Source organism: Asanoa hainanensis (assembly GCF_900188485.1).
GTDB classification, from domain to species: Bacteria; Actinomycetota; Actinomycetes; order Mycobacteriales; family Micromonosporaceae; genus Asanoa; species Asanoa hainanensis.
Window position 1 is genome coordinate 166,193 of record NZ_FZPH01000010.1, and the last position, 25,054, is coordinate 191,246.

Consider the following 25,054-nt stretch of genomic DNA (forward strand, 5'->3'; position numbering starts at 1 on the left):
GGGAGCCCAGCGATGGGCCGGACGCGGAGGTACGGCCATCGACACGAACGTGAGCGGCGAAGAGTTAGAAGAGCGGCCTGCCCGGTCCGGGAGCGCCGCCGCCAATCGCTCGCAGCAGGTGGACCTCTCCGGCGTCAGCGCGTTGCGTGCCGTGCTCCGGATCCGCCCGTTCCGCCGGCTGTGGCTCGTGCTCGGTGTGGCGTCCCTCGGCGACTGGCTCGGCCTGCTGGCCACCTCGATCTTCGCGTCGGCCCAGGTCAGCGGCGACACCGCGAAGGGCCTGGCGTTCGGTGGCGTGATCGCCGTGCGGCTGCTGCCCGCGCTCGTGCTCGGGCCGGTGGCCGGCGTGCTCGCCGACCGGTTCGACCGCCGCTACACGATGGTCATCTGCGACCTGCTGCGGTTCGTGCTGTTCGCGTCGATCCCGGTGGTCGCGCTGCTCGGCTTCTCCGGCGGGATCGTCGTCGGTTGGGCGGCGATCGCCACCTTCATGATCGAGGCCATCACGCTGATCTGGATCCCGGCCAAGGAGGCCGCGGTACCCAACCTGATCCCCAAGTCCCGCCTCGAGGTCTCCAACCAGCTGACCTTGATCACCACGTACGGCCTCACGCCGGTGCTCGCGGCCGTCGGCCTGGCCGCCCTGGACGCCAGCGTCCGCGGCATCACCGGCACCGCGCCGGCGGACTGGGCCGAGCCCGCCCAACTCGCGCTCTGGTTCAACGCGTTCTCCCGGCTGGCCACGGCGATCGTGGTGTTCTACGGCATCAAGGAGATCAGCGGCCGCACCGCACCCGGGGACCGCGAGAACACCAGCATGCTGCGGCAGTTCGTCGACGGCTGGAAGTTCATCGGCAACTCGCCACTGGTACGCGGCCTCGTGCTGGGCATCTTCGGCGCCTTCGCCGGCGGCGGCGTGGTGATCGGCACCGCCCGGTTCTTCACCCAGTCCCTCAGCGCCGGTGACGCCGCCTTCTACCTGCTCTTCGCGTTCCTGTTCATCGGGCTCTCGGTCGGCATCGGCCTCGGTCCGGCGATCATCAAGGACCTCTCGCGGCGCCGCTGGTTCGGCATGAGCATCGTGCTCGCCGCCGCGTCCGTGATCGTCCTCGCCGCCTCGATCCACCTCTCGATGGCGATCGTCGGCGCGGTCCTGGTCGGTGCCGGAGCGGGCATGGCCTTCCTGGCCGGCATCACGCTGCTCGGCATCGAGGTCGCCGACGAGGTGCGGGGGCGGGTCTTCGCGGTCGTGCAGACCGGCACCCGGGTCGTGCTGATGATCGCGATCGCCCTGAGCAGCCTGCTGGTCGGCGTCGGCGGCTCGCGCAAGCTGGAGATGGCCTCGCTGGGCGTCTCCATCTCATCGACCCGCCTGCTGCTGCTGATCGCCGGCGTCGCCGGCATCCTCTCCGGCATCAGCGCGTTCAAGCAGATGGACGACAAGCCCGGCGTCGGCGTGCTGGCCGACCTCTGGGGCTCGATGCGCGGCCGGCCACTCTCCGCCTCCGAGCCGTCCGCCTGGCGCGGCGTGTTCGTGGTCTTCGAGGGCGGCGAGGGCAGCGGCAAGTCCACCCAGGTCGCCGCGCTGGCCGACGCACTGCGGGCGGAGGGCCGCGACGTCGTGGTCACCCGCGAGCCGGGCGCGACCGAGATCGGGCGGCGGATCCGCGAGATGGTGCTCGAGGGCGACAGCGAGCTGTCACCCCGATCCGAGGCGCTGTTGTACGCGGCCGACCGCGCCAACCACGTCGCCACCGTCGTCCGGCCGGCACTGGCCCGCGGTGCGGTGGTGGTCAGCGACCGCTACGTCGACTCCTCCCTGGCCTATCAGGGCGCCGGTCGTACGCTGCCGGTCGAAGAGGTGTCCTGGCTCTCGTCCTGGGCGACCGGCGGCCTCAAGCCCGACCTGGTGGTCCTGCTCGACATCGAGCCGACGGTCGGCCTGTCCCGCGCCGCCGCCCGCGGCGCCCACGACCGGCTGGAGACCGAGGCGCTCTCGTTCCACGAGCGGGTCCGCTACGCGTTCCTCGACCTGGCCGCCGGTGACCCGCGCCGCTACCTGGTGCTCGACGCGACCCGGCCCGCCGACGAGATCGCGCTCGCCGTGTTCGACCGCGTGACGCCGATGCTCGGCGACCCTGGCCCGGAGCACCCCGGCCCGGCCAAGCAGCCCGACACCACGACCGAGCCGGAGCTCTCCGAGGAGGAGATAGCCTCGATAGCCGAGGCGGCGAGCCGGGGCGAGCCGGCCACGGACGAGTCTTCACCCGACGGCCCGGCCCCTGACGACGGCAAGCCGTCCGCGCTGAGTGCCCAGCGTGCCGTGCCGCCACCAGATCGGGAGTTGGAACCACGTGGCTGACGTCTTCGCCGACCTGGTCGGGCAGGAAGAGGCCGTCGACACCCTGCGCCGCGCGGCGGCGGGTGCGGTGGCCATCCTCGACGGCTCGGGCACCGGATCGGCGATGACGCACGCGTGGATCTTCACGGGTCCGCCCGGCTCCGGCCGCTCGGTCGCCGCCCGGGCCCTCGCCGCGGCGCTGCAGTGCGCCACCGGGGTGGGCTGCGGGGAGTGCACCGGCTGCCACACCACCCTCGCCGGCACCAACGCCGACGTGCGGATGGTCACCCCGGACGGGCTGTCCATCGGCGTCAACGAGATGCGCGCGCTGGTGCTCCGGGCGGCCAGCTCACCGACCGGCGGCCGCTGGCAGGTGGTGGTCATCGAAGACGCCGACCGGCTCACCGAGCAGGCCGGCAACGCGCTGCTCAAGGCGATCGAGGAACCGCCCCCGCGCACCGTTTTCCTGCTCTGCACGCCCTCGACGCATCCCGACGACATCTCCGTGACGATCCGGTCCCGCTGCCGGGTGGTCACCCTGCGCCAGCCGCGCGCCCTCGCGGTCGCCTCGGTGCTGACGTCCCGCGACGGCGTGGAGCCCGACACCGCCGCCTGGGCCGCCGCGGCCGCCCAGGGGCACGTCGGCCGGGCCCGCCGGCTGGCCCGCGACGCCGACGCCCGCCGTCGCCGCGAGGCGGTGCTGGCCGTACCGCGCCGGCTGACCGGCGTCGGTGCCTGTTTCGACGCCGCGTCGGCGCTGATCGAGGCGGCCGAGGCCGAGGCGGAGGCCGCGGTGTCCGAGATGGACAGCAGCGAACGCAGCGCGCTGGAGACCGCACTCGGCGCCGGCGGCACGGGCCGCGGCGCGACCGGCGCGATCCGGGGCGCCGCCGGCCAGCTCAAAGACCTGGAGAAGCGACAGAAGTCGCGGGCCACCCGCGCGCAGCGCGACGCCCTCGACCGCGCGCTGGTCGACCTGGCCGGCTTTTATCGTGACGTGCTGGTCCGCACGCTCGCGGCGCCGGTCGCTCCGGTCCACACCGACGCGACGCCGCTGGCGGAGGCCGCGGCCCGCAAGTGGTCACCCGACGACGCACTGCGCCGCCTGGAAGCGGTCCTCGAATGCCGCACGGCGATCGAGGCCAACGTCAAGCCCCGCATCGCCGTAGAAGCGATGATGCTCTCCCTCTGGCGGTAGTTATCCACAGGCGGGGTTTCGCCCCGCTGCTCGCAGCGGTACGGTTCGATGCCTGGACGACGTGTGGTGGTGGTCGCGACACCGTCGGTGAGGGAGCCGAATGCCGCGAGAGATCGACGAAGCCTGGGTCGAAGAGGCGATCACGCGCTACCGCCGCATCGAGTCCCTGCGTGCCGAGTTCGACCAGGCGGTGCGGGCGACCGAGGTGACGGTCCGCTCGCCCGACGGCCTGGTCGAGGTGGTGGTGACCGCGGCGGGGGAGGTGACGGCGGTGCGCGTGGTGGGCAACCTGCAGGGCCTTGGCAACCGCGACATCTCGGTGTCGCTGACCAGCACGATCGCGGCGGCGGCCGACGCGGGCCCGCTGGGCCCGCGACAAACTACGCGCCGAGACCTTCGGCGACTACCCGGCGATGGGGGAGCTGTGACGTCACCACTCGGCCCCGCCGCCGCCCGGCTCGACGCGCTCGCCGTCCATCTTGGCGGCTCTCCCGCGGCCTTCGACCCGGGCCCACGCGCCTTCGGCGCTGACCTGCCGGGGCGGCTGGGTGAGCTCGGTCGCGAGCTGCACGGGCGCTGGTCGGCCGAGCTGTCCGCCGGGGCCGACACGGCGGCGATGCTCGCGGCCCGGTTGACCGAGACGGCGACGACGCTCCGCGCCGCCAGCAGCGGCTACGCGGGCGTCGAGGACGACGCCGCCCGCCGCACGACCCTGGCCGGTGAGCCATGAGCGACGCGCTCGACCACCTCGCTCGTCCGGCCGGGCACCTGCTGGCGCGGGTCGACGATCTCTTGACCCGGTTCGGTGCGGCTGATGACGACCCGATCTGGCCGCTGTTGCGGCGGGTGCGGGCACTGCCTGGAGAGGCCACGGCGGCGCTGACCTCGACGCTGCGGGCCGAGCCGATCACCGCGGCCGGCGCGGCGGTGCGGGCGCGGACGACGACCTACGACGAGGCTCGGGCGGCGGTGAGTGCGCCGGTGGCCTGGGAAGGCCCGGCGGGGGACGCCTTCGAGGCGCACGCCGCGCGGCTGGCGGCCGACCTGACCGCCGCCACCGACCACCTTGCGGCGACCGCCCGGCTGGCCGACGAAGCGGCCGACTGGGTGGTGCGCACCCGGGCGAGACTGGCCGCCGTCCTGGCCGAGGTGCTCACCTCGGGCGAGGCGGTCGCGGTCGTGCTCGGCGCCAACGATGCCGCCCGGGCGGCGGTAACCATCGCCACGCGGGTGCTGACCGCACTCGACTCGGCCGGCGTCGACGCCGAGACGATCTCGCACCCGGGCCGCGGTCTCAGATCGGGGCCGGTCTCGGCGTTGCCCCCGGCGAACTACGAACGCATCACCCGGCTGAGTTACTGAGCGACTCGAGTGGGGCCAGCGGGTCGGCCAGCCGGGCCGGGTCGACGATCTCGCGCGAGCGGATCAGCTTCTGGATCGGCTCGGTGACGTCCCAGACGTTGACGTTCATGCCGGCCAGGACCCGCCCACCGGCCAGCCAGAAGGCGACGAACTCGCCTGACGCCCGGTCGCCGCGGAACACCACCTGGTCGTAGCCGTCCGGCTCGACGTAGCCCGTGTACTCCATGCCCAGGTCGTACTGGTCGGTGTAGAAGTACGGCAACCGGTCGTAGGAAACCTCCTGGCCGAGCATCGCCCGGGCGGCGGCCTGCGGCCGGTTGAGGGCATTGGCCCAGTGCTCGACACGGATGTGCCGACCCAGGAACGGGTGGTACGCGTTGGCTACGTCGCCGGCGGCGTAGACGTCCACCGCGGACGCACGCAGATGTTCGTCGGTCACGATCCCGTTGTCGACGGCCAGGCCCGCCACGGTGGCCAGGTCGGTGTTGGGGCTGATGCCGACACCTACGACCACCGCGTCGGCCGGGATCCGGGTGCCGTCTGCCAGCAGCACGGCGTCGACCGTGCGGGCGTTGCCGGTGAGCTCGGCGATCCGCGCGCTCGTGCGCAGGTCGACCCCTCGTGCGCGGTGCAGGTCCGCGAAGATCCGGGCCACCTCGCGGCCGAGTACCCGCAGCAGCGGCAGTTCGGCGGCCTCCAACACCGTGACCCGCGCGCCCGCGGACACCGCGGCGGCGGCCGTCTCCAGGCCGATCCGCCCCGCGCCGATCACCACGATCCGGGCGCCAGGCTGGAAGGCGTCTTTGAGGCGGTCGCTCTCGTGGGCCTGGCGCAGGTAGTGCACCCCGGCCAGCTCGGCGCCCGGCACCGCGAGCGGGCGGGGCGTGGAGCCGGTGGTCAACAGCAGCTTGGCGTACGCGAGAACGCTGCCGTCGGCCATGGTCACCTGGTGGGCGGCGGGGTCGACCGCGGTCACCCGGGTGCCGAGGCGTAGGTCGACGTCGTGCTCGGCGTACCAGTGCGGTGTGTGGACGTAGATCTTCTCGCGTTCGTCCTTGCCCAGCAGATAGCCCTTGGACAGCGGCGGCCGTTCGTAGGGCCGCTCATGCTCGTCGCCGATCAGCACGACCGGCCCGGTGAACCCCTCTTCGCGCAGGGTCTGTGCGGCCTTCGCCCCGCCCAACCCAGCTCCGACGATCACATGTGCGTTGGTCATGACGGTCCTTCCGGCGCTTGAGGTCAGCGGACGACCCCGGTGAGGGCGAGAAACTCGCTGCGCGAGCGGGCGTCGTCGCGGAGCAGGCCGAGCAGGGTGGAGGTGATGGTCGACGAGCCGTCGGCGCGGACGCCGCGCAGGGTCATGCACGTGTGCTCGGCTTCGATGACCACGCCGACGCCCTTCGGGTCGAGCTGGGTCCGCAGCCAGTCGGCGACCTGCTTGGTCAGGCGTTCCTGCACCTGCGGCCGGCAGGCGAAGTGCTCGACGACCCGGGCCAGTTTGGACAGTCCGAGAATCCGCTGACCCGGCAGGTAGCCGACGTGCGCCGTGCCGACGAACGGCAGCAGGTGGTGCTTGCAGACCGACCGCACGGGGATCGAGCGAGCCAGGACGAGTTCGTCGTAGCCCTCGTCGTTCGGGAACGTGGTCAGGTCGAACGGCCGAGGGCTGAACAGCTCGGCGTAGGCGTGGGCCATCCGCCTGGGCGTACGTCGCATGCTCTCGGTGTCGGTGCGGACCCCGAGGGCGCGCAGGAACTGGCCGGCGGCCTGTTCGGCGGCGTCGAGGTCGATGCCGTCGGACTCGTGCACCACGCGCAGTGGAGCGGGTGTCCGTCCGGTCCGGTGGGTGGCGCGCTCGATCGACACGGCTTCCTCCTCAGTTTCGCCAATAAGTATTGGCGTAATCAACGAAGGCGGTCAAGCGAAAGAGTTATACCAATCAGTTTTTGCGTTATGGTGTACGGGTGACGCCCATCGAGGACCTCGCGGTGCTGGCCGACGAGCAGCGCCGGAGGATGTTCGGCTTCATCCGCCGCGTGCGCCGGCCCGTCACGCGCGAGGAGGCGGCCGCCGACGCCGGCATCTCGACCAAGCTGGCGGCCTTCCACCTCGACAAGCTCGTCGCGGCCGGCCTGTTGCGGGCGAGCCACGACGGCCTGGCCGGCGTCCGAAGAGTCGGCCGCAAGCCGAAGGTCTACGAGCTCACCGACGTCGACATCCGGGTCAGCATCCCTGAGCGCCGACCCGACCTGATCGCCGAGATTCTGCTCGACGCCGTGCTCGCGCAGCGGCCCGGCGAGCAGTCCCGAGCCGCGGCGCTGCGCACCGCCCACGAACGCGGTGAGTCGCTCGGTGCCGCCGAACGCGCCCGGGTCCGTCCCGGTCGGCTCGGCCCCGAACGTTCGCTGACGCTGAGCGAGGCGATGCTGGAGCGCGCGGGCTTCGAGCCGGACCGCGCCGCCCCGACCGCGGTGCGGCTGCTCAACTGCCCGTTTCATCAGCTCGTCGAGCGCTCGACGGAGTTGGTGTGCGGGATCAACCACGCGTACCTGTGCGGATTTCTCTCCGGTCTGGAGGCGACGGGGGTCGAGGCGGTTCTGGCGCCTCGGCCGGGGCAGTGCTGCGTCGAGCTGCGTGCCCCTTAACTTCTTCGGGCTCGGGCCAGGTGCGCGAGCGCGCCGATGATGGTGGCGTTTAGCGGGGCGCCGATGGCGACCCCGACGAACGGGATCGTGGCCAGCAGCGAGACCGGCGCCGTCAGGATCAGCATGTAGATCGCCGCGAAGGAGGCGTCGGGGCGGGTCACCGCGCGGTCGATCAGGAAGTACGCCACCGCGGTGGCGACCAGCAGCAGGTAGATCCGGCTCGGCCAGTTGTCGATCGGGAAGCGGAGCCAGGACCGGGCATGTGAGCGCGCGGGAGCGTCGGTCATCGATGCATTGTGCCCGGCGTGAGCAACGTTCGGGAATGGCAACGGCGTCGCGCTCGGGAGCATCCGCTCCGGCTGCGACGCCGTGGCCTCTTTCCTGCACCCCCCGCAGGCTTGGTGCTTTCACTCAACGCGAACCGGTCAGGCTTGTCCCGCGATCGGCGGTGGTTTCAACCGTCCGGTGACCGACATCGATACGAATCGGGGGACGGCACGACCCGAGTGTGCCGACCCCCGAAGCCTGATCGCACACCGGCCAACGAGGGCGGTTCGGCGGGGTTGCGGTGGTGGCGGGTGTCCCATTCGTACGGACAATGCAATTCGTCCAAAAGTCGCATGGTCGTGTACGCCACACCGGCCGACGTAAGGTGACGGCTATGGGCATGCTGTGCGCGGTCAGTTTCAACCGTTACGGCCGCCTCTACTACCTTGATCCCGTCGACCTGACCCCCGTGGTCGGCGACCGGGTGCTCGTCCCGACCGAGGACGGGCCCGAGGTGGCGGAGTGTGTCTGGGCGGCGCAGTGGGTCGACGACGACACGTCGGGCTTCCCGAAGCTGGCCGGCCTGGCGACCGACGCGGACCTCGCGCGCGACGAGACCCAACGCAAACGCAAGGCCGAGGCCAAGGCGGCGGCCAAGAAGCTGATCCGCGAGCACAGCCTGCCGATGAAGGTCGTCGCAGTCGACCACGTGCTCGACGCGTCCGGGGCGAGCGCCCGCACGACGATCTACTTCACCGCGCCGCACCGCGTCGACTTCCGCTCGCTGGTCCGCGACCTCGGCGCGACGCTGCACTGCAGGGTAGAACTGCGCCAACTGTCGGCCCGCGACTCGGCAAGAGTGCAAGGCGGCATCGGCTCGTGCGGCCGCGACCTGTGCTGCGCCACGTTCCTCACCGACTTCGAGCCGGTCACGATCCGAATGGCCAAGGACCAGGACCTACCCCTGAACCCGCTACGCATTTCGGGCGCATGCGGACGTCTCATGTGTTGTCTGAAATATGAGCACCCGCTGTACCAAAGCTTCCAGTCGAGCGCACCCGCCGTCGGCTCACGCGTAACCACCCCGGAAGGCGATGGCCGGGTAGTAGCCCACAGCGTCCCGCGCGACTCGGTCGTAGTCCGCCTGGACGCGGACGGCTCCCGCTGCTCATGCAGCCGCGCGAGCGTCTGCGGCCCACGAAAGGCCCACGACGAGCAATACGCGCCGAGCTAGCCCGTTAACAAGGGCCCTTGCTTACCTCAGGACGAAGGGCTCGTCGGCCGCGCGGTAGATCAGGGATTGGGCCGGTTCTAGCCATGGGCGTTCGTCCGGGGCTGTTGGGTTCGGGCGCCACTCGCGGCAGATGCGGTCCACCGCTACCGGGTAGACGGTCAGTGCGCCGTCCGCCGCTATGTGCAGGCGCAGGAAGCTCTTGACGTCGTCGATGCCCTGGCCCGCGTACAACTCGTTGATGTTGACCCCGAAGTGGCCCGCGACCAGAAGGTAGAGGGCGACCAACTGCGAGCCGACCAGGCCGGCCAGTGGGCCGTAGACCGCGATCGCGATCAGTAGCGAGAACGGCCACGGCCAGTCCGGGAACGGGGTCATCAGCCAGAGCCAGGTGCCGAGGGCGGCCAGGCCGATCTGGGCCAGGCCGTGGCCGCCGCCCAGGAACCAGTGGCGCAGGGAGCGTTTGCCTACGGCGGTGGGTGGCTTGGCGAAGAAGGCCGCGCCGAGCAGCGTGATCACCAGCATCGTGACCAGCGGGATGCTGAACAGCCGCAAGCCCGTCTCGTTGCGCTGCTGGGTGGCGATGCCCGCCATCGACAGCATCAGCAGTGTCTGCAGCCCGCCGATCAGCGTCGCGAAGCCCGCGTTGCGGCTCGGCAGCCGGCCGAACACGCCCCAACCCAGGCGGCGCGACGTCGGTTTGTCCGGATAAGTGGCGGTCAAGTGGTACGGCCGTGACTGGCTCGACCGGCGCGACAGCGTGTCCGGCGGCGGCACGGTGATCTCGTCGGGCAGCTCGTGGGTGGGATAGAGGTACGCGCCTCCGCCGCCGCACGTGACCAGCTCCCGGTCGACGCCGCTGTAGCGGGCGTAGTGGTGCAGGTCGCCGGAGAGCATCAGCCGCACCCGGGCGCCGGTCGGCGCGATGATCGTGCGGATGAAGTAGTCGACCGCGTCGTACGCCTCGGGGCTCTTCTCCAGTGCCGCCTTGACCCACGACGGCTCCGGCACCGCCAGAATGATCTTGTCGTCCGGGCCGAACTCGCGGGCCGCCGCCTCGAAGTAGTTGAGCTGCGGGTCGTCGACGTACGCGCCGAACTGCTCGTCGAGCGCCAGCAGCCACCAGTCGGCCGGCAGCTTCACCGCGAAGTACGAACGGGACTGCTTGGTGCGCCAGCCACCGAGCGAGGCGTCCCGCTGCCGGGCGAACAGCCGCAGGAACGCGGTCAAACCGTCGTACCAGTCGTGGTTGCCGGGCACCGCGTAGAGCGTCGGCTGTGGCGCGGAAGCGGGCGGGCAGGGCAGAGCCGCCGTGTACGGGCCTTTGCAGCGATCTTCGTAGTCCGGCGCGCTGGCCGTCGGGTAGACCTGGTCGCCGCCCATCACCAGCACCTGGCCGCGGGGCAGGGTCTGGCCGCCCAGCTCCAGCTCGGGCTGCGCCAGCAGATAGGCGACCGAGTATGTGGAGTTGAACCCGTCGCCCAGGTCGGCGACGTAGTCGAGCCACAGCTCGCCGTCGGTGCCGGGTTCCTGGATGACGTCGCCGGGCAGCGAGTTCTGCAGCTCGCGCTTGTCGAGGTACGCGCCGAACAGGATGGCCAGCAGCGTGCGCACCCCGGTGCTCAGCAACAGCAACGGCCCGAGCCACGGCACCGGCCGGCGCGGCTGGAAGCCGAGCTCGATCGGATCCATGGTGCGCGGGCGGGGTCGCCGGGTGGCCATGGCCTCGGCCTGCGGAATGCGCTCGACGGGGGGCGACACGGTGGCATCATCCGTCACGTGCGGGAGCCTATCGGCGACTGGGCCGGCACGGACAGCCGTCGATCGGGAGTCTGACCGGTGGCGTGACACCGGTAACGGTGCCGTATGCTTGGCGGGCCGCTAGCCGGCACGCCGCCTTAGCTCAGTCGGTCAGAGCGACGCACTCGTAATGCGTAGGTCGACGGTTCGATTCCGTCAGGCGGCTCAGGAAAAGGCCCTGACCAGCAGCGATGCTAGCCAGGGCCTCATGTGTATCTATGTAGTTCTGAATCGCCCCCCGGAAACCCCCCGAAAACTCATGGCGGCGATCAGATTCGGGATCGCCGGTCGGCGGGTGCGGACGGTTTGTCCCGGGACTACGCCGCTTGCCGTTTCCCCCGGTCTCGGCGGTCTGGGGCGTCAGTCGGCTGGTCCGCGCCGAGTCGCTCGAGTATCTGGGAACTGTCTGGTGCGAGGGCGGGCTTGACGATGTAGTGCTTCTTGGTTATCTCCTTGTTTGCGTGCCCGAGTTGGGCGGCGGCGCTGTCGGCATCGGCCTCACTGTCGATCAGGGTGGCGACGGTCTTGCGGAAGGTGTGTGGAGTGACCCATTCGAGGCCTGTGTCAGCGCGCGCCTGACGCCACTGGCGGCGGACGTTTTGCGGCGATAGCCACGTGCCTCGCCGCGAGGCGAAGATCGCATTCACCTTCGGTGCCACCGCCCACGCCGTCGTCCACGCAGGAGCCACCCCGGTCTTCGCCGACATCACCCCAGAAACCTTCACCCTCGACCCGGACGCCGCCGCAGCCGCGATCACCCCCCGCACCGCCGCGATCATGCCCGTCCACCTGTTCGGCCAACCAGCCGACATGCAACGCCTCACCGCCCTGGCAGAACTGCGCGGCCTTGTCGTCGTCGAGGACGCCGCGCAGGCCATCGGTGCCGCGCTCGACAGCACGCCGGTAGGCACCTTCGGCCACGCCGCCGCGTTCAGCTTCTACCCGACCAAGAACATGCACACCATCGAAGGCGGCATGATCGTCACAGCCGACAACCACGTGGCACACCGGCTCCGCCTCCTGCGCAACCAGGGCATGAACGGCCGCTACGAATACGAGATCGTCGGCTACCACGCCCGCACGACCGACGTGTCCGCCGCCATCGGCCGCGTCCAACTCGCCGCCCTGCCCCGGCGCAACGCCTGCCGCCAGGCCAACGCTGCCTTCCTCAACGATCAGCTCTGCGGCGTGATCACCCCGCCGCTGCGCCCGGGCGCCGTGCACGTCTACCACCAGTACGTCATCCGCCACCCCGACCGCGACGCTCTTCGCCAGCACCTCGCTGACCAGGGCATCGGAACCGACATCCACTATCCGGCGCCGGTGCACCACAGCCCTGCCTACAACGTGCCCGCCACATTGCCGCACACCGAACAGGCCACCGCCGAGGTGCTATCCCTGCCGGTCCATCCCCACCTCACCGCCCTTGACCTGGCCCGAATCGTGGCCGCGGTCAACCGATGAACACCCCATTGCGAGCGGGACTCATCGGCCTGGGCATGATGGGCCGCCACCACGCCCGCATCCTCAGCCAGCTCCCGGGCGTGCAACTCGTCGCCGCTGCCGATTCCAGCGGAGACCCTCACCACGCCGCCGCGAACATTCCGGTCGTCGCCAATGTCGAGCAGCTCCTTGCACACCGACTCGACTACTGCGTGGTCGCCGTTCCCACCGCCGACCACGCCCAAATCGGCTTCGCCCTCGCTGCGGCGGGCATCCCCGCACTAATCGAAAAGCCACTCGCGCCGGACCTGGCCACCGCACGAGCCCTCGCCGTAGCATTCGACGCTGCCGGCCTCATCGCCGCCGTCGGCCACACCGAGCGGTACAACCCAGCGCTTCGAGCCCTACGCGCGCGTCTTGCGGATGGTGCGCTCGGCACGCTTTACCAAATCAGCACGCGGCGGCAAGGCCCCTACCCACCACGGGTCCGAGACGTCGGCGTCGTGTTCGACCTCGCCACCCACGACCTGGACGTCACCACCTGGGTCACGGGCATGCCGCTGGTCTCCCTCGCCGCCCGCACCGTCGCCCGCAGCGGTCGAATCGCCGAAGACCTCGTCGTCATCCTCGGCGAACTCAGCGACGGCACCGTCACCAGCCACCTCGTCAACTGGCTGTCACCACTAAAAGAACGCGTCACGACCGCCACCGGCGCCAACGGCTGCCTCGCCGCCGACACCGTCCACGGCGACCTCACCTTCTACGCCAACGGTTCCGCTAAGACCGAATGGGCCGCCGCCGAGGTGTTCCGCGGGGTCACCGAGGGCGACATCACTAGATACGCCATCCCCAAACGGGAACCGCTGCTCGGCGAGCACGAAGCGTTCCGCGACGCCATACTCGGCAAAGACGCACCCATCGTGACCCTCTGGCAAGCCGCCGCGACGATCGCCGCCGCCGAAGCGGTCCTCACCTCGGCAACCACCGGCGGCACCGCTGCGCCTGAGCAACCTCGGATACCTCGGCCGCGCCTGGCGAGCGACTACGCATTGGCTACCACGGACCCGTCCTCCAGATAGACGCCACCGTGATCGATGGCCGCGAGACCCGCGGCGGCCCGGCGAGCGAGCCGGGGAATCAACACGTCACCCAGCCGGGACGGATCGACGAACTCGAACCGATCCAACTCATCCGCGCACAACCGGATCGCGGCGATCCGCTCCGCGCTCAACACACCACCGTCGAACAGGAACATCAGCCCGCCATCCCACGGCGCGCTCGGCGGGAGCGCGAGGGGTCGTCGGGCATCGTCTGCCCACGGTAAGAGCTAACTATGAAGAGCCGGGCACGGTGCAGCGGTCTGGATCGAGCCGCGGATCGGGGTTCGCGTCCCTGTCCGACCCGCTGAGCCGGGTCTACTACGACCGCAAGAGATCCGATGGCAAGAAACACAACGCCGCCCTCATCTGAATCGCCCGCCGCCGTGTTGACGTCTTGCACGGCATGCTCCGCACCGCAACGCCCTACCACACCACAAACCAGCAGAAGAGCTCACCCTCGCCGCTTGAGCACAGCCCATAGGGACACCCCGGAAATCCCCTCGGTAAGGGCAGCGGGGGTCAGATTCGACGGTCTGCCGATCGCCCCGTCCGTGTGCAGGTCTTGGCCGACGTCGGTTGGTCGCGGCGATCATTAACGGATCGCAGGCTCCGGCGTCAGCAGGTAGAAGGCGGTCGCGGAGTCGCTGTCGACCGTGAGCTCGAACCAGCGGTCGTCGACCCACGACAGCTCAGCGGTCAGGGACGGCGGCTGCTTGCCCTGCTGCCGCGCCACCGACCGGGTGAGGCGCAGCTGCGCCAGCGCGCTGCGCCACCGCACGAGCAGATCGCGCGGCCACGCCGAATACGACGCGGGCACGCCGTTGATTCGTTCCGACTCACGGCGCTCGCCGTCAACGGTCAAGAAGTCCTTCAGGGAGGTCTCGTGCAAGTCGGGCATCGTGCTGTACTCGCCTTCGGTTTGCGCCGCCTACGACTGGGGGTCCAGCAGACCGAAGCGATCTCGGTGTCTCCTAAATTCCCCGTAGCGTGGAAGTCACCAGATTGAGTGACGCTCCCTCAACACCGGCCGACTGCATCTGCTGAAAGCGGCAAGCGCGACGCCGGATTTCCGCTGCATCCTCGAAACACGCACTCCAGACTGCTCCCGCGAGCCACTCGGACATGAAGATCACGATCTACGACTGGCTAGGTGTCGAGCACGAGTGAATGCTCGACGAGTCGCTCTAGGCGGATCTTCCAGTTGAAGGCCATCTTTGTCCGCTCTTGAGCCTTGCAGTATCTTTTGTAGGGCATTGGAGGTGGGGCGGCGACCTAACTCGTGGTGTTTACGGTCTGTTTCTAGGCCGCATGACTGTCGGCATTTTCCGTGATTGCGGACGAAGACCACTGGGATCGAGCCATTTCGGCTGGCACTGCCGGGGGTTCGACTTCACCTGTGCTTCATCTAGTTCTTGTAAGCCATCTATTATGACCTAATTCGGTCATAATCTTTTATTCATACAAAGAATGCCAGATCCGTCGATGTAGAGTGCGGACGAGGGGCGCAAGCATCTCCAAATGGGGCAATTGGTTGGCCTGTATCACTGGCTGTTACTTATTGACTACGAGATCGATTTGTTTATAGCGTCTGGCTACTTTCGGCTGCGCCTTGAGGAGGCACGGTGGGTGGTCGGTGGGCCTTGAGCCCTGCGCGTCATCGTTCGGGTGGTTACAGACGCCGTTTTCATAAGTTGACCGATCGAGGTGTGGCGGTCTTCGTCGCATTGGTGCTGGTCATTACGCTGGGTCAAGTTGTAGAGCGTCCTGCTGTGGCGGTCGCTGGTCCGGTCCAGCCGTTGACAGCGGTCGAGCCGCAGGTGTTGGAGCGGCCTGACAGGATGTCGGCGTTGATCACGGCGCGGATGACGGGTCGCCGGGTGCGGATCTCCGGGATGACGTCGGGGACGGCCGAGTACGTGGCTCTGCCGGAGGGTCAGATCGAAGCGCAGCTGAGCGCCGGTGTCGTGCGTCTTCGGCGCGGCGATGGCTGGGTGCCGGTTGATCTGACGTTGCGTGAGCAGCCGGACGGGTCGATTGCTGCTGTGGCGGATCCACACGAGGTGCGGTTGTCTGGGGCCCGATCCGGCGGTGGCGTGGGCGAGTTGGCGGGTGTGGGTGTCGGGGCTGGACGGTTGTCGTTGGGTTGGTCGGGCCCGTTGGCGGCGCCTGTCCTGTCCGGTAACCGTGCCACGTATCCGGAGGCGCTTCCCGGTGTCGATCTAGTTGTCGAAGTCTCCCGCGATGGTGTCGAGACGTTCCTGATCGTGAAGTCCGCGGCCGCTGTGGACCGGGTCAGAGCCGTGCGGTTCCCGGTGTCAGGCAAGAAGGTCGCGTCGTTCAAGCGCGACGCGGGAGGGAACGTCACGTTCGTCGACGCGGCGGGCAGAACGGTTGCGACGTCGGCGGCACCGGCGATGTGGGATGCCTCGTCCAACGCTAAGGGCGGCGCGTTGGCTCTGCGGACCAAGGTCGGCTCCACTGTCCGCCGTACGGCTGCACGGTCAGGGACGCCTGCCGCAGTGGAGCTCGCATTGACCCCCGACGCCGATTGGCTGTCGTCCTCGGATCGGGTCTTCCCCATCACCATCGACCCGTCCATCACCATCGGCTCCACGACCTTTGACACATACGTCAAGGACGGTGACACAGCCGACCGCTCGGGCGAGAACGCGATGATGCTGGGCCGCGCCGGCGGCGCGAACCCGGGGGTGGCCCGGTCCTTCACCGCCTGGAACGTGAGCGCTCTGCGCGGCCATACCGTCACCTCAGCGACGACGTCGTTCTGGAACTATTACGCTCCGTCCTGCGCCGGCAAGGCGTGGCAGATCTGGACGACAGGCGCGGTCAACTCGTCGACCCGCTGGACGAACCAGCCGACGTGGGACTTCATGGAGGGCGAGTCGACGGCCACCCGCGGGTTCGACGCGTCGTGCGACGACGGCTGGATCAACATGACGTCCACCAACTTCTTCAACCGTGCCGCTCAGGCCCAGGTATCGACGGCGTACATGGGGATCCGGGCCAAGGACGAGACGGACCTGTCGGCGTGGAAGGAGCTCCGGACCAACCACACCGCCAACGCAAACCACATCCCGACGACCACCGTCACCTACAACGCCTCCGCCGGCGTACCGGCACGGGCCACGGTGCCGTCGACGACCTGTGTGATCGGGAGCGGCCGACCGTTCATCAACACCACGACACCGCAGTTCAAGGCTCAGGTCACCGACCCCGAGGGTGCGCAGGTCTCGGCGAACTACGAGTGGTACGTGACCAACACGACCAACCGGCTCGGCTCCTCGGTCCAAGGACCCGGTGCATCGGGGTCGTGGCTGCCGCCCGCAGTTGTACCGGCGGGGCAGCTCGCAAATGGCGGCACCTACTCATGGCGGGTGCAGGGCCTCGACGGTCTTGGCTACGGCCGGTGGGCGTCGTGGTGCGAGTTCACCGTCGACACCACCGCACCCGCAACGGCGCCGACGGTGTCGTCCTCGAACTACCTGGAAGGCTCGTGGTCCGGCGGCGCCGGAACCGCAGCGTCGTTCACCTTCGGCGCCTCGGGCGTGGCCGATGTGGCCAGCTACGAGTACGACCTGGACGTCAACCCGCCCGCGCAGTCAGTCAACGCCACAGCGTTAGGTGCCGGCGCGAGCGTGTCCGTCCCGGTTCCCAACGATGGCCCGCACACCCTCTACGTCCGCGCGGTCGACCGCGCGGGAAACCGGTCGCCGACGAAGGCGTACGTGTTCAACGCGGGTGCGGGTGGCGTGACAGCGCCTGGCACCGGTGACATCACCGCGGCGAAGGCGGCGATCACGACCGTGGCGGCTCCTGCGGTGACGTCGGTGACGTACCAGTGGCGGCGCGGTGACGCCGACGCCTGGACCACGATCCCGGCCGCGAACGTCACCAAGGCCGTCGGCGGCGGCGCCGTGACCTGGCCACTGCCCACCACCGGGGGCGGGCAGTTCGAAAAGCTGAACTGGGACGTCGCGAAGACCCTCAATGACGCCGAGACGGGCCCCGATCCGTTGGACGGGCCGTTCCAACTCCGGGCGTTGTTCAACACCGGCGCGGGCTCGAGCGCGGTCGCGTTGACGTTCGACAAGAACAACTCCTCCGCGGCCACCTCCTCGGTAGGGCCATGCGCGGTGAACCTGATCACTGGCAACTGCGGTCTGGATGACAGCGACGTGTCGGTCGACTCCTATGGCACGGACCTGACTGTGACCCGCAGCTTCAACACCCGCCAGCCAGCCAAGACCGACACCGCGAACATGTTCGGACCCGGCTGGGTGTCCAGCGCCATCGTCGAAGACTCCGAGGCCCCCTACACCAGCCTGACCCGGACTGGCTCCCTGGTCCAGGTTGGTTTGCCAGAGGGCGACACCATCGGGTTCGGCAAGAAAGGCGCGATCACGGGCGGTGAGTCGTTCACCCCCGAGGTCGGCATGGAAGACCTCAAGCTGACCTACACCAGCGCGTCCGACTCGTACACGCTGTCGGACCAGGATGGCAACGTCGCGACCTTCACCCGGGTATCCGGCGCGCCGGCAGGCCTCTACAACCCCACTGCGGTCACCGTTCCGGGGTCCGGTCAGACCACCACCCTGTCCTGGCAGTCCGCGACCGTGGCCGGGGCGACCGTGGTCCGCCCAACTCGGATGCTCGCACCCGTGCCGAACGGTGTCACCTGTACCGCGATGGTTCGCGGCTGCCGGGCCCTGAACCTCACCTACGCCACCACCACAACCGCCACGGGTACCGCCGAGACGCAGTGGGGCGACTACACCGGCCGCGTCAAGGAAATCACCTTCACCGCCTGGGACCCGGACCTGAGCACCCCAGCCATGCGCACCATAGCGATGGCCCGCTACGCCTACGACAACACCGGCAAGCTCCGCGCGTCCTGGGACCCACGCCTGGACTGGACAGACACCTCCGTTACCCGGCACCTGTGGGACCGCTACGCGTACAACGCCGACGGCACCCTCGCCTGGGTCCTTCCGAACGCCGAACCTGGATGGCGGCTCAACTACACCACCGTCCCCGCCGACTCCGGCGCTGGACGTCTCGCGTCTGCTTCCCGCGCCGCCGCTGTCATCGGACCGACGGGTGCCGGCCCGATCGTCTCCGCGATCTTCCCCGGCACTGCCGAATTCCCGGGCCCAGGACGACTATGCGCGGACATCGAGAGCTCAGGCACCGCCAACGGCACCACCATCAAAACGTTCAACTGCAACGGCACCGGAGCACAAAATTGGGCCTTCCACAGCGACGGCACCATCCGCGGCCTCGGCAAATGCCTCAGCGTCTCCGGGAACTCCACCGCCAACAACGCACTCATCGTCCTCTGGACCTGCGACGGCTCACCCGGACAGCAATGGCGGCCAACCGATAACGGCACGCTGGTCAACCCAAACTCCGGCAAATGCCTCGACAACCCCAACAGCAGCCCCTGGCCCGGCACCCAGCTCCAAATCTCGACCTGCGGCACCGGCGTGAACCCGGCGCAGGACTGGACCACCAGCCTATCCACCGTGGTCTACCGCGTGCCCACCTCAGGGACCGGCGCCGCATACGACCTGTCCGGCACCCAGACCGCCCGCTGGGGCCAGACCGAGCCACCCACCGACGCCGCCGCCGTCTACCCGGCCACCCAAATCCCCACCGGCAACCAGGGCGCCGGCACCGCCCCCGACTCCTACGAACGAGCCACCGTCACCTACCTCGACGCCAACGCCCGCCAAGTCAACACCGCACAACCCGGCGGCAACATCACGGCCACCTGGTACGACCGGTACGGCAACACGATCAGGGAACTGACCGCCGCCAACCGCGAAGCAGCGCTGGACGCCAGCGGCAGCGACAACGCCGGCCAGGAAGCCGACCTCGCGAAAATTCGGTCGACTCTCAGCACCTACAGCGCAGACGGGCAGCGTCTCACCGACACGTGGAGCCCCGAACACGACACCATGCTCGCCGACGGATCAATCGTCAGCGCGCGTACGCGCACCCGATCCGTATACGACGAAGGTGCCCCCAACGGCGGCCCCTACAACCTGGTCACCACACAAGTTGTCTCCGCCTGCTACGGCTCAGGAGCCTGCGCCGAAGCCGAACCACGCGTAACCAAAACCGAATACGACTGGACGCTACGGCAGCCCACCAAGGTCACCCAAGACCACGGCGGCCTCAACCTGGCGACCCGCACCAGCTACGACTCCGTCACCGGCCTCGTCCTGGCCACCACCGCCCCGCGCGGCGGCACCGTCGACACCACACCCTCAACCCGCAAAACGACCTTTTACCGGTCCACATCCGGTTCCGGGTACACAGAATGCGACTCCAAACCAGAATGGGCCAACCTGACCTGCCGCACCGAACCCGGCGGACAACCCGGATCAGGCCCCGAACTCCCCGCCACCATCACCACGTACGACATCTTCAACCAACCACGAGTCGTAACGGAGAAGATCTCCACCGGCACGCTCCGCACCACCACAACCACCTACGACGCGGCCGGACGCGGCTACGAGCGAACCGTCACCGCAGCCGCTGGCCTCGGTACGGGCGTGCCCAAACAGCGAACCGTCTATGACCAAGCGACCGGACGCGCCACGCGCACTCAATCAATCGACAGTGGCGGATCGGTCACCGCACAGGTCATCCGCCAATACGACGCATACGGCCGGCAGACCAGCTACACCGACGCAGACGGCACCACCTCAACCACCACCTACGACATGGCCTCACGACCCGCCACCACCAACGACGGCAAGACAACCCGCACCTACACCTACGACGGCGGAAACGAACGCCGCGGCCTCGTCACCGGCATCAGCGACGGACAAGCCGGCGCATTCGCCGCTTCCTACGACGCCGACGGGAACCTCACCACCCAAACCTGGCCAACCGGCACCAGTGCCGGCACCAGCTACGACAGCACCGGCACCGCCACCGCATTGACCTACAACAAACCAGGCTGCGGACAAGCCGACTGCACCCTCTACACCGAGACCATCACCGAGAACACCCACGGACAGTGGAGGCAGCACGCCTCCACCCTTTCCGGGCAAAACCACACCTACGACAACGCCGGACGCCTCACCACCGTCGAAGACACCGTCAACGGCGAATGCACCACCCGCGCCTACGGCTACGACAACGCCACCAACCGAACCTCAACGACCACCTACGCCCCCGACAGCGGCGGCACCTGCCAAATCACCTCCCCAAGCGCCTCCACCACGAAGACGTTCGACGCCGCCGACCGAATCACTACCGGCGGCACCGGCTACGACGCGCTCGGCCGCACCACCACGGTTGCCGCCGAGGACACCACCAACGCGGGCGGCGGACAAATCACCGTCTCGTACCACCACACCAACTTGGTCCGTTCGATCACCCAGGGTTCTCGAAGCACCATCTACACGCTCGACGTCACCAAAGAGCGCATCCGAACGTGGACTGATAATGCACAGGGAATCGCAGTAACGGCTACACATCACTACGACAGCGACGACGACAACCCCGCTTGGACGCAAGAGACGGGTAACCGATACACCCGCGCGATCAGCTCAATCGACGGCCTCGTCGGCATCTACGACAGTGATGACGGAGAAATTGATTGGCAATTGTCGAACCTGCACGGCGATCTGGTGGTCACCGTTGTCGGCACAGCCAATGGAATATCATCCGCACACGAGGCCACTGAGTACGGCGACATGCGCAGCCCCACCGACACCGGGAATCGCCGTTACGGATGGCTAGGCGCCAAACAACGGGCTGCCGACACGCCAGCTGGTATCGTCCTCATGGGCGTCCGCCTTTACAACAGCGCCACGGCCAGGTTCCTGTCCGTCGATCCGGTTGAAGGGGGCAGCTGTAACGCGTACGAGTACGCATGCGGCGATCCTGTCAACAAGGAAGACCTTGACGGCAAGAAGGCCAAATGGCTCGTCCGGGCATGCCAATCGTTCAAGAACTGGTGTGCGCGGGGAGTGGGAAACCTCGCGAGACTCTATTCGCGGGGATCTCAGTACGGCATAAATAGCTTCCTCTACGGTGCGTTTAGAGTTCGCAACGGGCTCGCCAGAGCCGGGAGCGTGATAAGGAAAACGTCTGTTCGGTGTCTCCGATTCCCGAACGCTGGCGGTTTCGGTTGTGACCTACGTTATGGAGGAACACGGAAATTTGGCATTCACTACCATCGCAGCAAGAACGGGAAGTACCGGCCGCACTACCATCGTCGGCCCGGGATCGGCAAGCACCGGCCATGGGAAGGAGGATGGTGAAAAATAACCAAGCGCTTCCACGCTTTCCGCTGCGTTACATAGATGATGAAGGCGATGAGTATCTGCTCGAAGACGAAATGGCGGTGCAGACGCGGACAGAGTTTCTTGAGGACACAGATTCCTACAGCTGCTACGATGCTGATGGGAATCGTGTAAGGCTCATCACGTACGGGCTTGAACTCTTAATCTGCCAAATAGTCCCAGACACCTTCGATCATCTTAATCTGAAGATTGCAGGAAATGGCAGAAGAGACAACGAATCGATCTTCGTTGAACATTACCGCGGCGCACCGCTTCGAAGCTTGCGCGGCCAAGGCAATGCCAATCCCCATCACTGGGCCACGCCCTTTTCCCTCGGAATAGCGCTCTCAGAACTAACCGAAAATGTGATGACAAATCTAGACTTCCACAAAAGATGGATGGGCGCGCGCATAGGCAGACGTTATCCATGAAGATAAGGCCACGTTAGCGTGTAGACGCCTTGCTCACGTTGTGCGGAACTGGGATATTAACGTCATTGCAGGCCCCGGCGGACAGCGAATTCCGCCGGGGCCCGTACGGGTCTACGGCTATGACGCGGGAAGCAACCGCACCACAACTTTTCGAGCGGTCAATCAGCGAACGCCACTGACCGTCTTGCCATTTGAGGCGTCGGATGCGTCCGCGCCATGCCATCATCATTTCTCGATGGATTGTATTAGCGGGCGTGCTGGTGGGCCGTCTACCGCCGGCGGGCGGGAGAACGACTTGAATCTGGGCACCCGCAATACCGTGGACCCGAGAACAAGGGGAGAAGAGGCTGGCAGTCCAACTTCGTTGACCGCTCACACAACAGCAATTATCACGTGAACGCCGTTCTCCGTGGAGGTGGGCACCCGTCTCGACTCGGGCTGATCCGCAGAGCTGGTGGCCTAACCAGCGGACGGACGCCACCAGGCCATACGCGGCAGCGCGGTTGTCCCAGTGTCCGCCATTGCGCCCCCCGTTTACCCCCCGAAAACTCTTGCCAACGGACGACCGCCGGAGACAAGCAATGACTAGCCCGATCCGGCATCACCGCAGGTCAGCGGCCACTTTCGACAACCAGTGACAAGCCGGGAAACGCGATAATCGAGCAGCGAAGGTCGACGGTTCGATTCCGTCAGGCGGCTCCACCCCAAGGTTTCGCCCTCCCGGCTCCGGGTAGCGGCACCGTATGAACAGTCCCGAACGGCGCTGGGATCCTTTCGCAGAGCTTCAGTCGTTGCGGGCCGAGCTCGGTCGGCTCGTGGGCTCCGGCTTCGGCCGCGGCGCACTGAACGACGTCGACCTCGAGCAGTCCGACACCGCGTTCACCGTCACGGCCCGGCTGCCGGGGGTCGCGCCGGAGGAGGTCGCGATCGACGTCGACGTCCGGGAGGTCGTGGTGCGGGCGCGATCAGCGCGGGAGACCCGGGCCTTCGAGTACCGCGTCGCGTTGCCGGCCGACGTCGACCCCGATCGGGTGGACGCGACGATGGACCACGGCCTGCTGACGGTCACCCTTCCCAGGGTGGTCCGGGCGGGCCGCCGGACGATCACGCTCGGCGCCAGCGGCGCCCTCCAGGGCCGGCCGCCGTCGCCCGACGATCCGGACGCCGCGCGGGAGATGCACAGCCCAGGCCCCTCGTAAGCCGCTTCCTTCCCATCAGCCCCTCAGTCGATGCCGACCAGGGGGCCGCGCAGTGGTCCGCTGCACATTTGATGGCAGATGCAGGTATCGCCGGCAGAGACTTGCGCAATGAGCACCGAAGCCCCCGCCCGCCCCCAGCTGAGCCACAAGCAAATCCTCCTTCTCATGTCGGGCCTGATGCTCGGCATGCTGCTGGCGGCGCTCGACCAGACGATCGTGGGCACCGCGCTCCCGACGATCGTCGGCGAGCTCGGTGGCATCAACCACTACTCGTGGGTGGTCACCGCCTACCTGCTGGCGTCGACGGCTTCGACGCCGCTGTACGGCAAGATCTCCGACCTGATCGGCCGCCGGCCGGTGTTCCTGTTCTCGATCGGCACGTTCCTGGTCGGCTCGCTGCTCGCCGGGCTGTCGCAGAACATGACCGAGCTGATCTTCACCCGCGGCATCCAGGGCATCGGCGCCGGCGGCCTGATGACGCTCGCCTTCACGATCATCGGTGACGTCGTCTCGCCCCGGGAACGCGGCCGCTACCAGGGCCTCTTCGGTGCGACGTTCGGTCTCGCCTCGGTCGCCGGCCCGCTGGTCGGCGGCTACTTCGCGGAGACCAACTGGCGCTGGATCTTCTACATCAACGTCCCGCTGGCCATCGTCGCGATCGTCGTCGCGTACAAGGTCATGCGGTTGATCCCGTTCAAGAAGCGCGAGCACAAGATCGACTGGGTGGGCGCGGGCCTGCTCGTGATCGGTGTGAGCGCCCTGCTGCTGGCCCTGAGCTGGGGCGGTTCCGAGTACGCCTGGGGCTCGGGCACGATCCTCGGCCTGTTCGCGGTCGGCGCGGTGTTCGCGGTGCTGTTCCTGGTGCAGGAAAGCCGGGCGGCCGAGCCGATCCTGCCGCTGCACCTGTTCCGCCGGCCGACCTTCGCGCTGGCCAACGGCGCCGGTTTCATCCTCGGCCTGGTGATGTTCGGGTCGATCATCTTCATCCCGCTGTACCTGCAGATCGTCAAGGGCGCGTCGCCGACCAAGAGCGGCCTGCTGATGCTGCCGATGATGGCCGGCATCATCGTCACGTCGGTGCTGGCAGGCCGGGCGATGAGCCGGATCGGCCGCTACAAGTGGTTCCCGGTGGCCGGTTCGGTGCTGCTCGGCGTCGGCATCCTGCTGTTCACGCAGCTCCAGGTGGACTCGCCGCTCGGCGTCGCGTTCTGCTTCATGATCGTGATCGGCGTCGGCCTCGGCCTGTCGATGCAGTCGCTGGTGATGGCGGTGCAGAACTCGGTCGAGATGCGAGACCTGGGCGCGGGTACGAGTGCCGCGACGTTCTTCCGCTCGCTCGGCGGCTCGTTCGGCGTGGCGATCCTGGGCTCGATCCTGAGCAGCCGGCTGGCCACGGAGACGGCCTCGCGGGTGCCGGGCGCCATCGGCCAGCTCACCCCCGAGCAGGCCGCGGGCGTCCAGTCGACGCTCGGCACCGGCAGCATCTCGATCAACGAGCCGTCGAAGATCCTGGCGCTGCCGGACGTCGTACGCAATGCGATCCAGGTGTCGTTCGTCGACTCGCTGCACACGGTCTTCCTGGTCGCCGGCCTGACGGCGATCATCGCGGTGATCGTCACGCTGCTGGTGCCGGACGCGGAGCTACGCGGTGGCCCGGCCGCCAACCAGGAGCCGACGCCGGCCGAGATGGAAGCCCGCGCCGAAACCCTCATCTGACCG

General features: G+C 68.1%; 18 protein-coding genes, 1 tRNA gene and 3 pseudogenes. 15 read left to right on the forward strand and 7 right to left on the reverse strand.

Translation table 11 applies throughout. From position 1 onward, the window contains the following. Positions 1-187: 187 nt before the first annotated feature. The 5 genes and pseudogenes from tmk to CHC05_RS23900 all read left to right on the forward strand — a co-directional run bounded on the left by tmk (position 188) and on the right by CHC05_RS23900 (position 4,901). A complete protein-coding gene (tmk, locus tag CHC05_RS23880) occupies positions 188-2,362 on the forward strand; it encodes a dTMP kinase (RefSeq protein ID WP_089252809.1) in 2,175 nt (724 codons plus the stop codon). Continuing rightward, positions 2,355-3,539 (forward strand): DNA polymerase III subunit delta', encoded by a 1,185-nt coding sequence (locus CHC05_RS23885; protein WP_089252536.1) that lies wholly within the window; start codon positions 2,355-2,357, stop codon positions 3,537-3,539. The genes tmk and CHC05_RS23885 overlap by 8 nt, the downstream gene beginning before the upstream one ends. 100 nt (positions 3,540-3,639) lie before the next feature. Beyond that, positions 3,640-3,967 (forward strand): annotated as a pseudogene (locus CHC05_RS23890) (YbaB/EbfC family nucleoid-associated protein). Then, on the forward strand, positions 3,964-4,269 hold the full coding sequence (locus CHC05_RS23895) for a hypothetical protein (protein ID WP_089252538.1): 306 nt from the start codon (positions 3,964-3,966) through the stop codon (positions 4,267-4,269). Before CHC05_RS23890 ends, CHC05_RS23895 begins: the two are co-directional and overlap by 4 nt. Beyond that, complete coding sequence (locus CHC05_RS23900) at positions 4,266-4,901, forward strand: hypothetical protein (protein WP_089252540.1); 636 nt, start codon at positions 4,266-4,268, stop codon at positions 4,899-4,901. The genes CHC05_RS23895 and CHC05_RS23900 overlap by 4 nt, the downstream gene beginning before the upstream one ends. Here the strand turns inward: CHC05_RS23900 and CHC05_RS23905 are convergent. Next, positions 4,882-6,117, reverse strand: coding sequence for an NAD(P)/FAD-dependent oxidoreductase (locus tag CHC05_RS23905; RefSeq protein ID WP_089252542.1), 1,236 nt, complete (start codon positions 6,115-6,117; stop codon positions 4,882-4,884). The genes CHC05_RS23900 and CHC05_RS23905 overlap by 20 nt on opposite strands. Before the next feature lie 23 nt (positions 6,118-6,140). Beyond that, positions 6,141-6,767 (reverse strand): GTP cyclohydrolase I FolE, encoded by a 627-nt coding sequence (gene folE / locus CHC05_RS23910; RefSeq protein WP_425426835.1) that lies wholly within the window; start codon positions 6,765-6,767, stop codon positions 6,141-6,143. Positions 6,768-6,865: 98 nt separating this feature from the next. Between folE and CHC05_RS23915 the strand changes: the two genes are divergently transcribed. Beyond that, positions 6,866-7,546: a helix-turn-helix transcriptional regulator gene (locus tag CHC05_RS23915; protein WP_245871182.1), complete on the forward strand. Its 681-nt coding sequence runs from the start codon at positions 6,866-6,868 to the stop codon at positions 7,544-7,546. Here the strand turns inward: CHC05_RS23915 and CHC05_RS23920 are convergent. Further along, entirely contained in the window at positions 7,543-7,833 is a 291-nt protein-coding gene (locus CHC05_RS23920) for an SCO4225 family membrane protein (RefSeq protein ID WP_089252546.1), read from the reverse strand. The two genes, CHC05_RS23915 and CHC05_RS23920, sit on opposite strands and share 4 nt — an antisense overlap. 374 nt (positions 7,834-8,207) lie before the next feature. Here CHC05_RS23920 and CHC05_RS23925 point away from each other — a divergent pair, with 374 nt between their 5' ends. Further along, entirely contained in the window at positions 8,208-9,047 is an 840-nt protein-coding gene (locus CHC05_RS23925) for a PSP1 domain-containing protein (RefSeq protein ID WP_089252548.1), read from the forward strand. A 21-nt stretch (positions 9,048-9,068) separates the two neighbouring features. On the opposite strand, the gene CHC05_RS23930 is transcribed toward CHC05_RS23925, so the two are convergent. Continuing rightward, positions 9,069-10,766: a metallophosphoesterase family protein gene (locus tag CHC05_RS23930; protein WP_245871195.1), complete on the reverse strand. Its 1,698-nt coding sequence runs from the start codon at positions 10,764-10,766 to the stop codon at positions 9,069-9,071. A 170-nt stretch (positions 10,767-10,936) separates the two neighbouring features. Between CHC05_RS23930 and CHC05_RS23935 the strand changes: the two genes are divergently transcribed. Then, a tRNA-Thr gene (locus CHC05_RS23935) sits at positions 10,937-11,010 on the forward strand. 151 nt (positions 11,011-11,161) lie between these two features. On the opposite strand, the pseudogene CHC05_RS23940 reads toward CHC05_RS23935, so the two are convergent. Further along, a pseudogene (locus CHC05_RS23940) lies at positions 11,162-11,485 on the reverse strand (tyrosine-type recombinase/integrase); the annotation flags it as partial. Between CHC05_RS23940 and CHC05_RS23945 the strand changes: the two are divergent. Both CHC05_RS23945 and CHC05_RS23950 read left to right on the forward strand, forming a co-directional pair. Beyond that, complete coding sequence (locus CHC05_RS23945) at positions 11,460-12,308, forward strand: DegT/DnrJ/EryC1/StrS family aminotransferase (protein WP_089252552.1); 849 nt, start codon at positions 11,460-11,462, stop codon at positions 12,306-12,308. The pseudogene CHC05_RS23940 and the gene CHC05_RS23945 overlap by 26 nt on opposite strands. Continuing rightward, entirely contained in the window at positions 12,305-13,366 is a 1,062-nt protein-coding gene (locus tag CHC05_RS23950) for a Gfo/Idh/MocA family protein (protein WP_089252554.1), read from the forward strand. Before CHC05_RS23945 ends, CHC05_RS23950 begins: the two co-directional genes overlap by 4 nt. On the opposite strand, the gene CHC05_RS23955 is transcribed toward CHC05_RS23950, so the two are convergent. Then, entirely contained in the window at positions 13,330-13,542 is a 213-nt protein-coding gene (locus tag CHC05_RS23955; protein ID WP_089252556.1) for an NUDIX hydrolase, read from the reverse strand. The genes CHC05_RS23950 and CHC05_RS23955 overlap by 37 nt on opposite strands. A 122-nt stretch (positions 13,543-13,664) precedes the next feature. Here CHC05_RS23955 and CHC05_RS42655 point away from each other — a divergent pair. Continuing rightward, a pseudogene (locus tag CHC05_RS42655) lies at positions 13,665-13,868 on the forward strand (hypothetical protein); the annotation flags it as partial. Between the two features lie 111 nt (positions 13,869-13,979). Here CHC05_RS42655 and CHC05_RS23965 read toward each other — a convergent pair. After that, the gene (locus tag CHC05_RS23965; RefSeq protein ID WP_144022736.1) at positions 13,980-14,276 is read right to left on the reverse strand and encodes a hypothetical protein; all 297 of its coding nucleotides are present in this window, start codon (positions 14,274-14,276) and stop codon (positions 13,980-13,982) included. Positions 14,277-15,093: 817 nt separating this feature from the next. On the opposite strand from CHC05_RS23965, the gene CHC05_RS43115 reads away from it, so the two are divergent. The 4 genes from CHC05_RS43115 to CHC05_RS23980 all read left to right on the forward strand — a co-directional run bounded on the left by CHC05_RS43115 (position 15,094) and on the right by CHC05_RS23980 (position 25,051). Beyond that, a complete protein-coding gene (locus tag CHC05_RS43115) occupies positions 15,094-21,684 on the forward strand; it encodes a ricin-type beta-trefoil lectin domain protein (RefSeq protein WP_144022737.1) in 6,591 nt (2,196 codons plus the stop codon). After that, positions 21,678-22,136, forward strand: a complete 459-nt coding sequence (locus CHC05_RS40875) for a hypothetical protein (RefSeq protein ID WP_144022738.1) — start codon at positions 21,678-21,680, stop codon at positions 22,134-22,136. The genes CHC05_RS43115 and CHC05_RS40875 overlap by 7 nt, the downstream gene beginning before the upstream one ends. Positions 22,137-22,879: 743 nt before the next feature. Continuing rightward, complete coding sequence (locus CHC05_RS23975; protein ID WP_089252561.1) at positions 22,880-23,335, forward strand: Hsp20/alpha crystallin family protein; 456 nt, start codon at positions 22,880-22,882, stop codon at positions 23,333-23,335. Positions 23,336-23,443: 108 nt separating this feature from the next. After that, positions 23,444-25,051: an MDR family MFS transporter gene (locus CHC05_RS23980; RefSeq protein WP_089252563.1), complete on the forward strand. Its 1,608-nt coding sequence runs from the start codon at positions 23,444-23,446 to the stop codon at positions 25,049-25,051. Positions 25,052-25,054 lie beyond the last annotated feature (3 nt).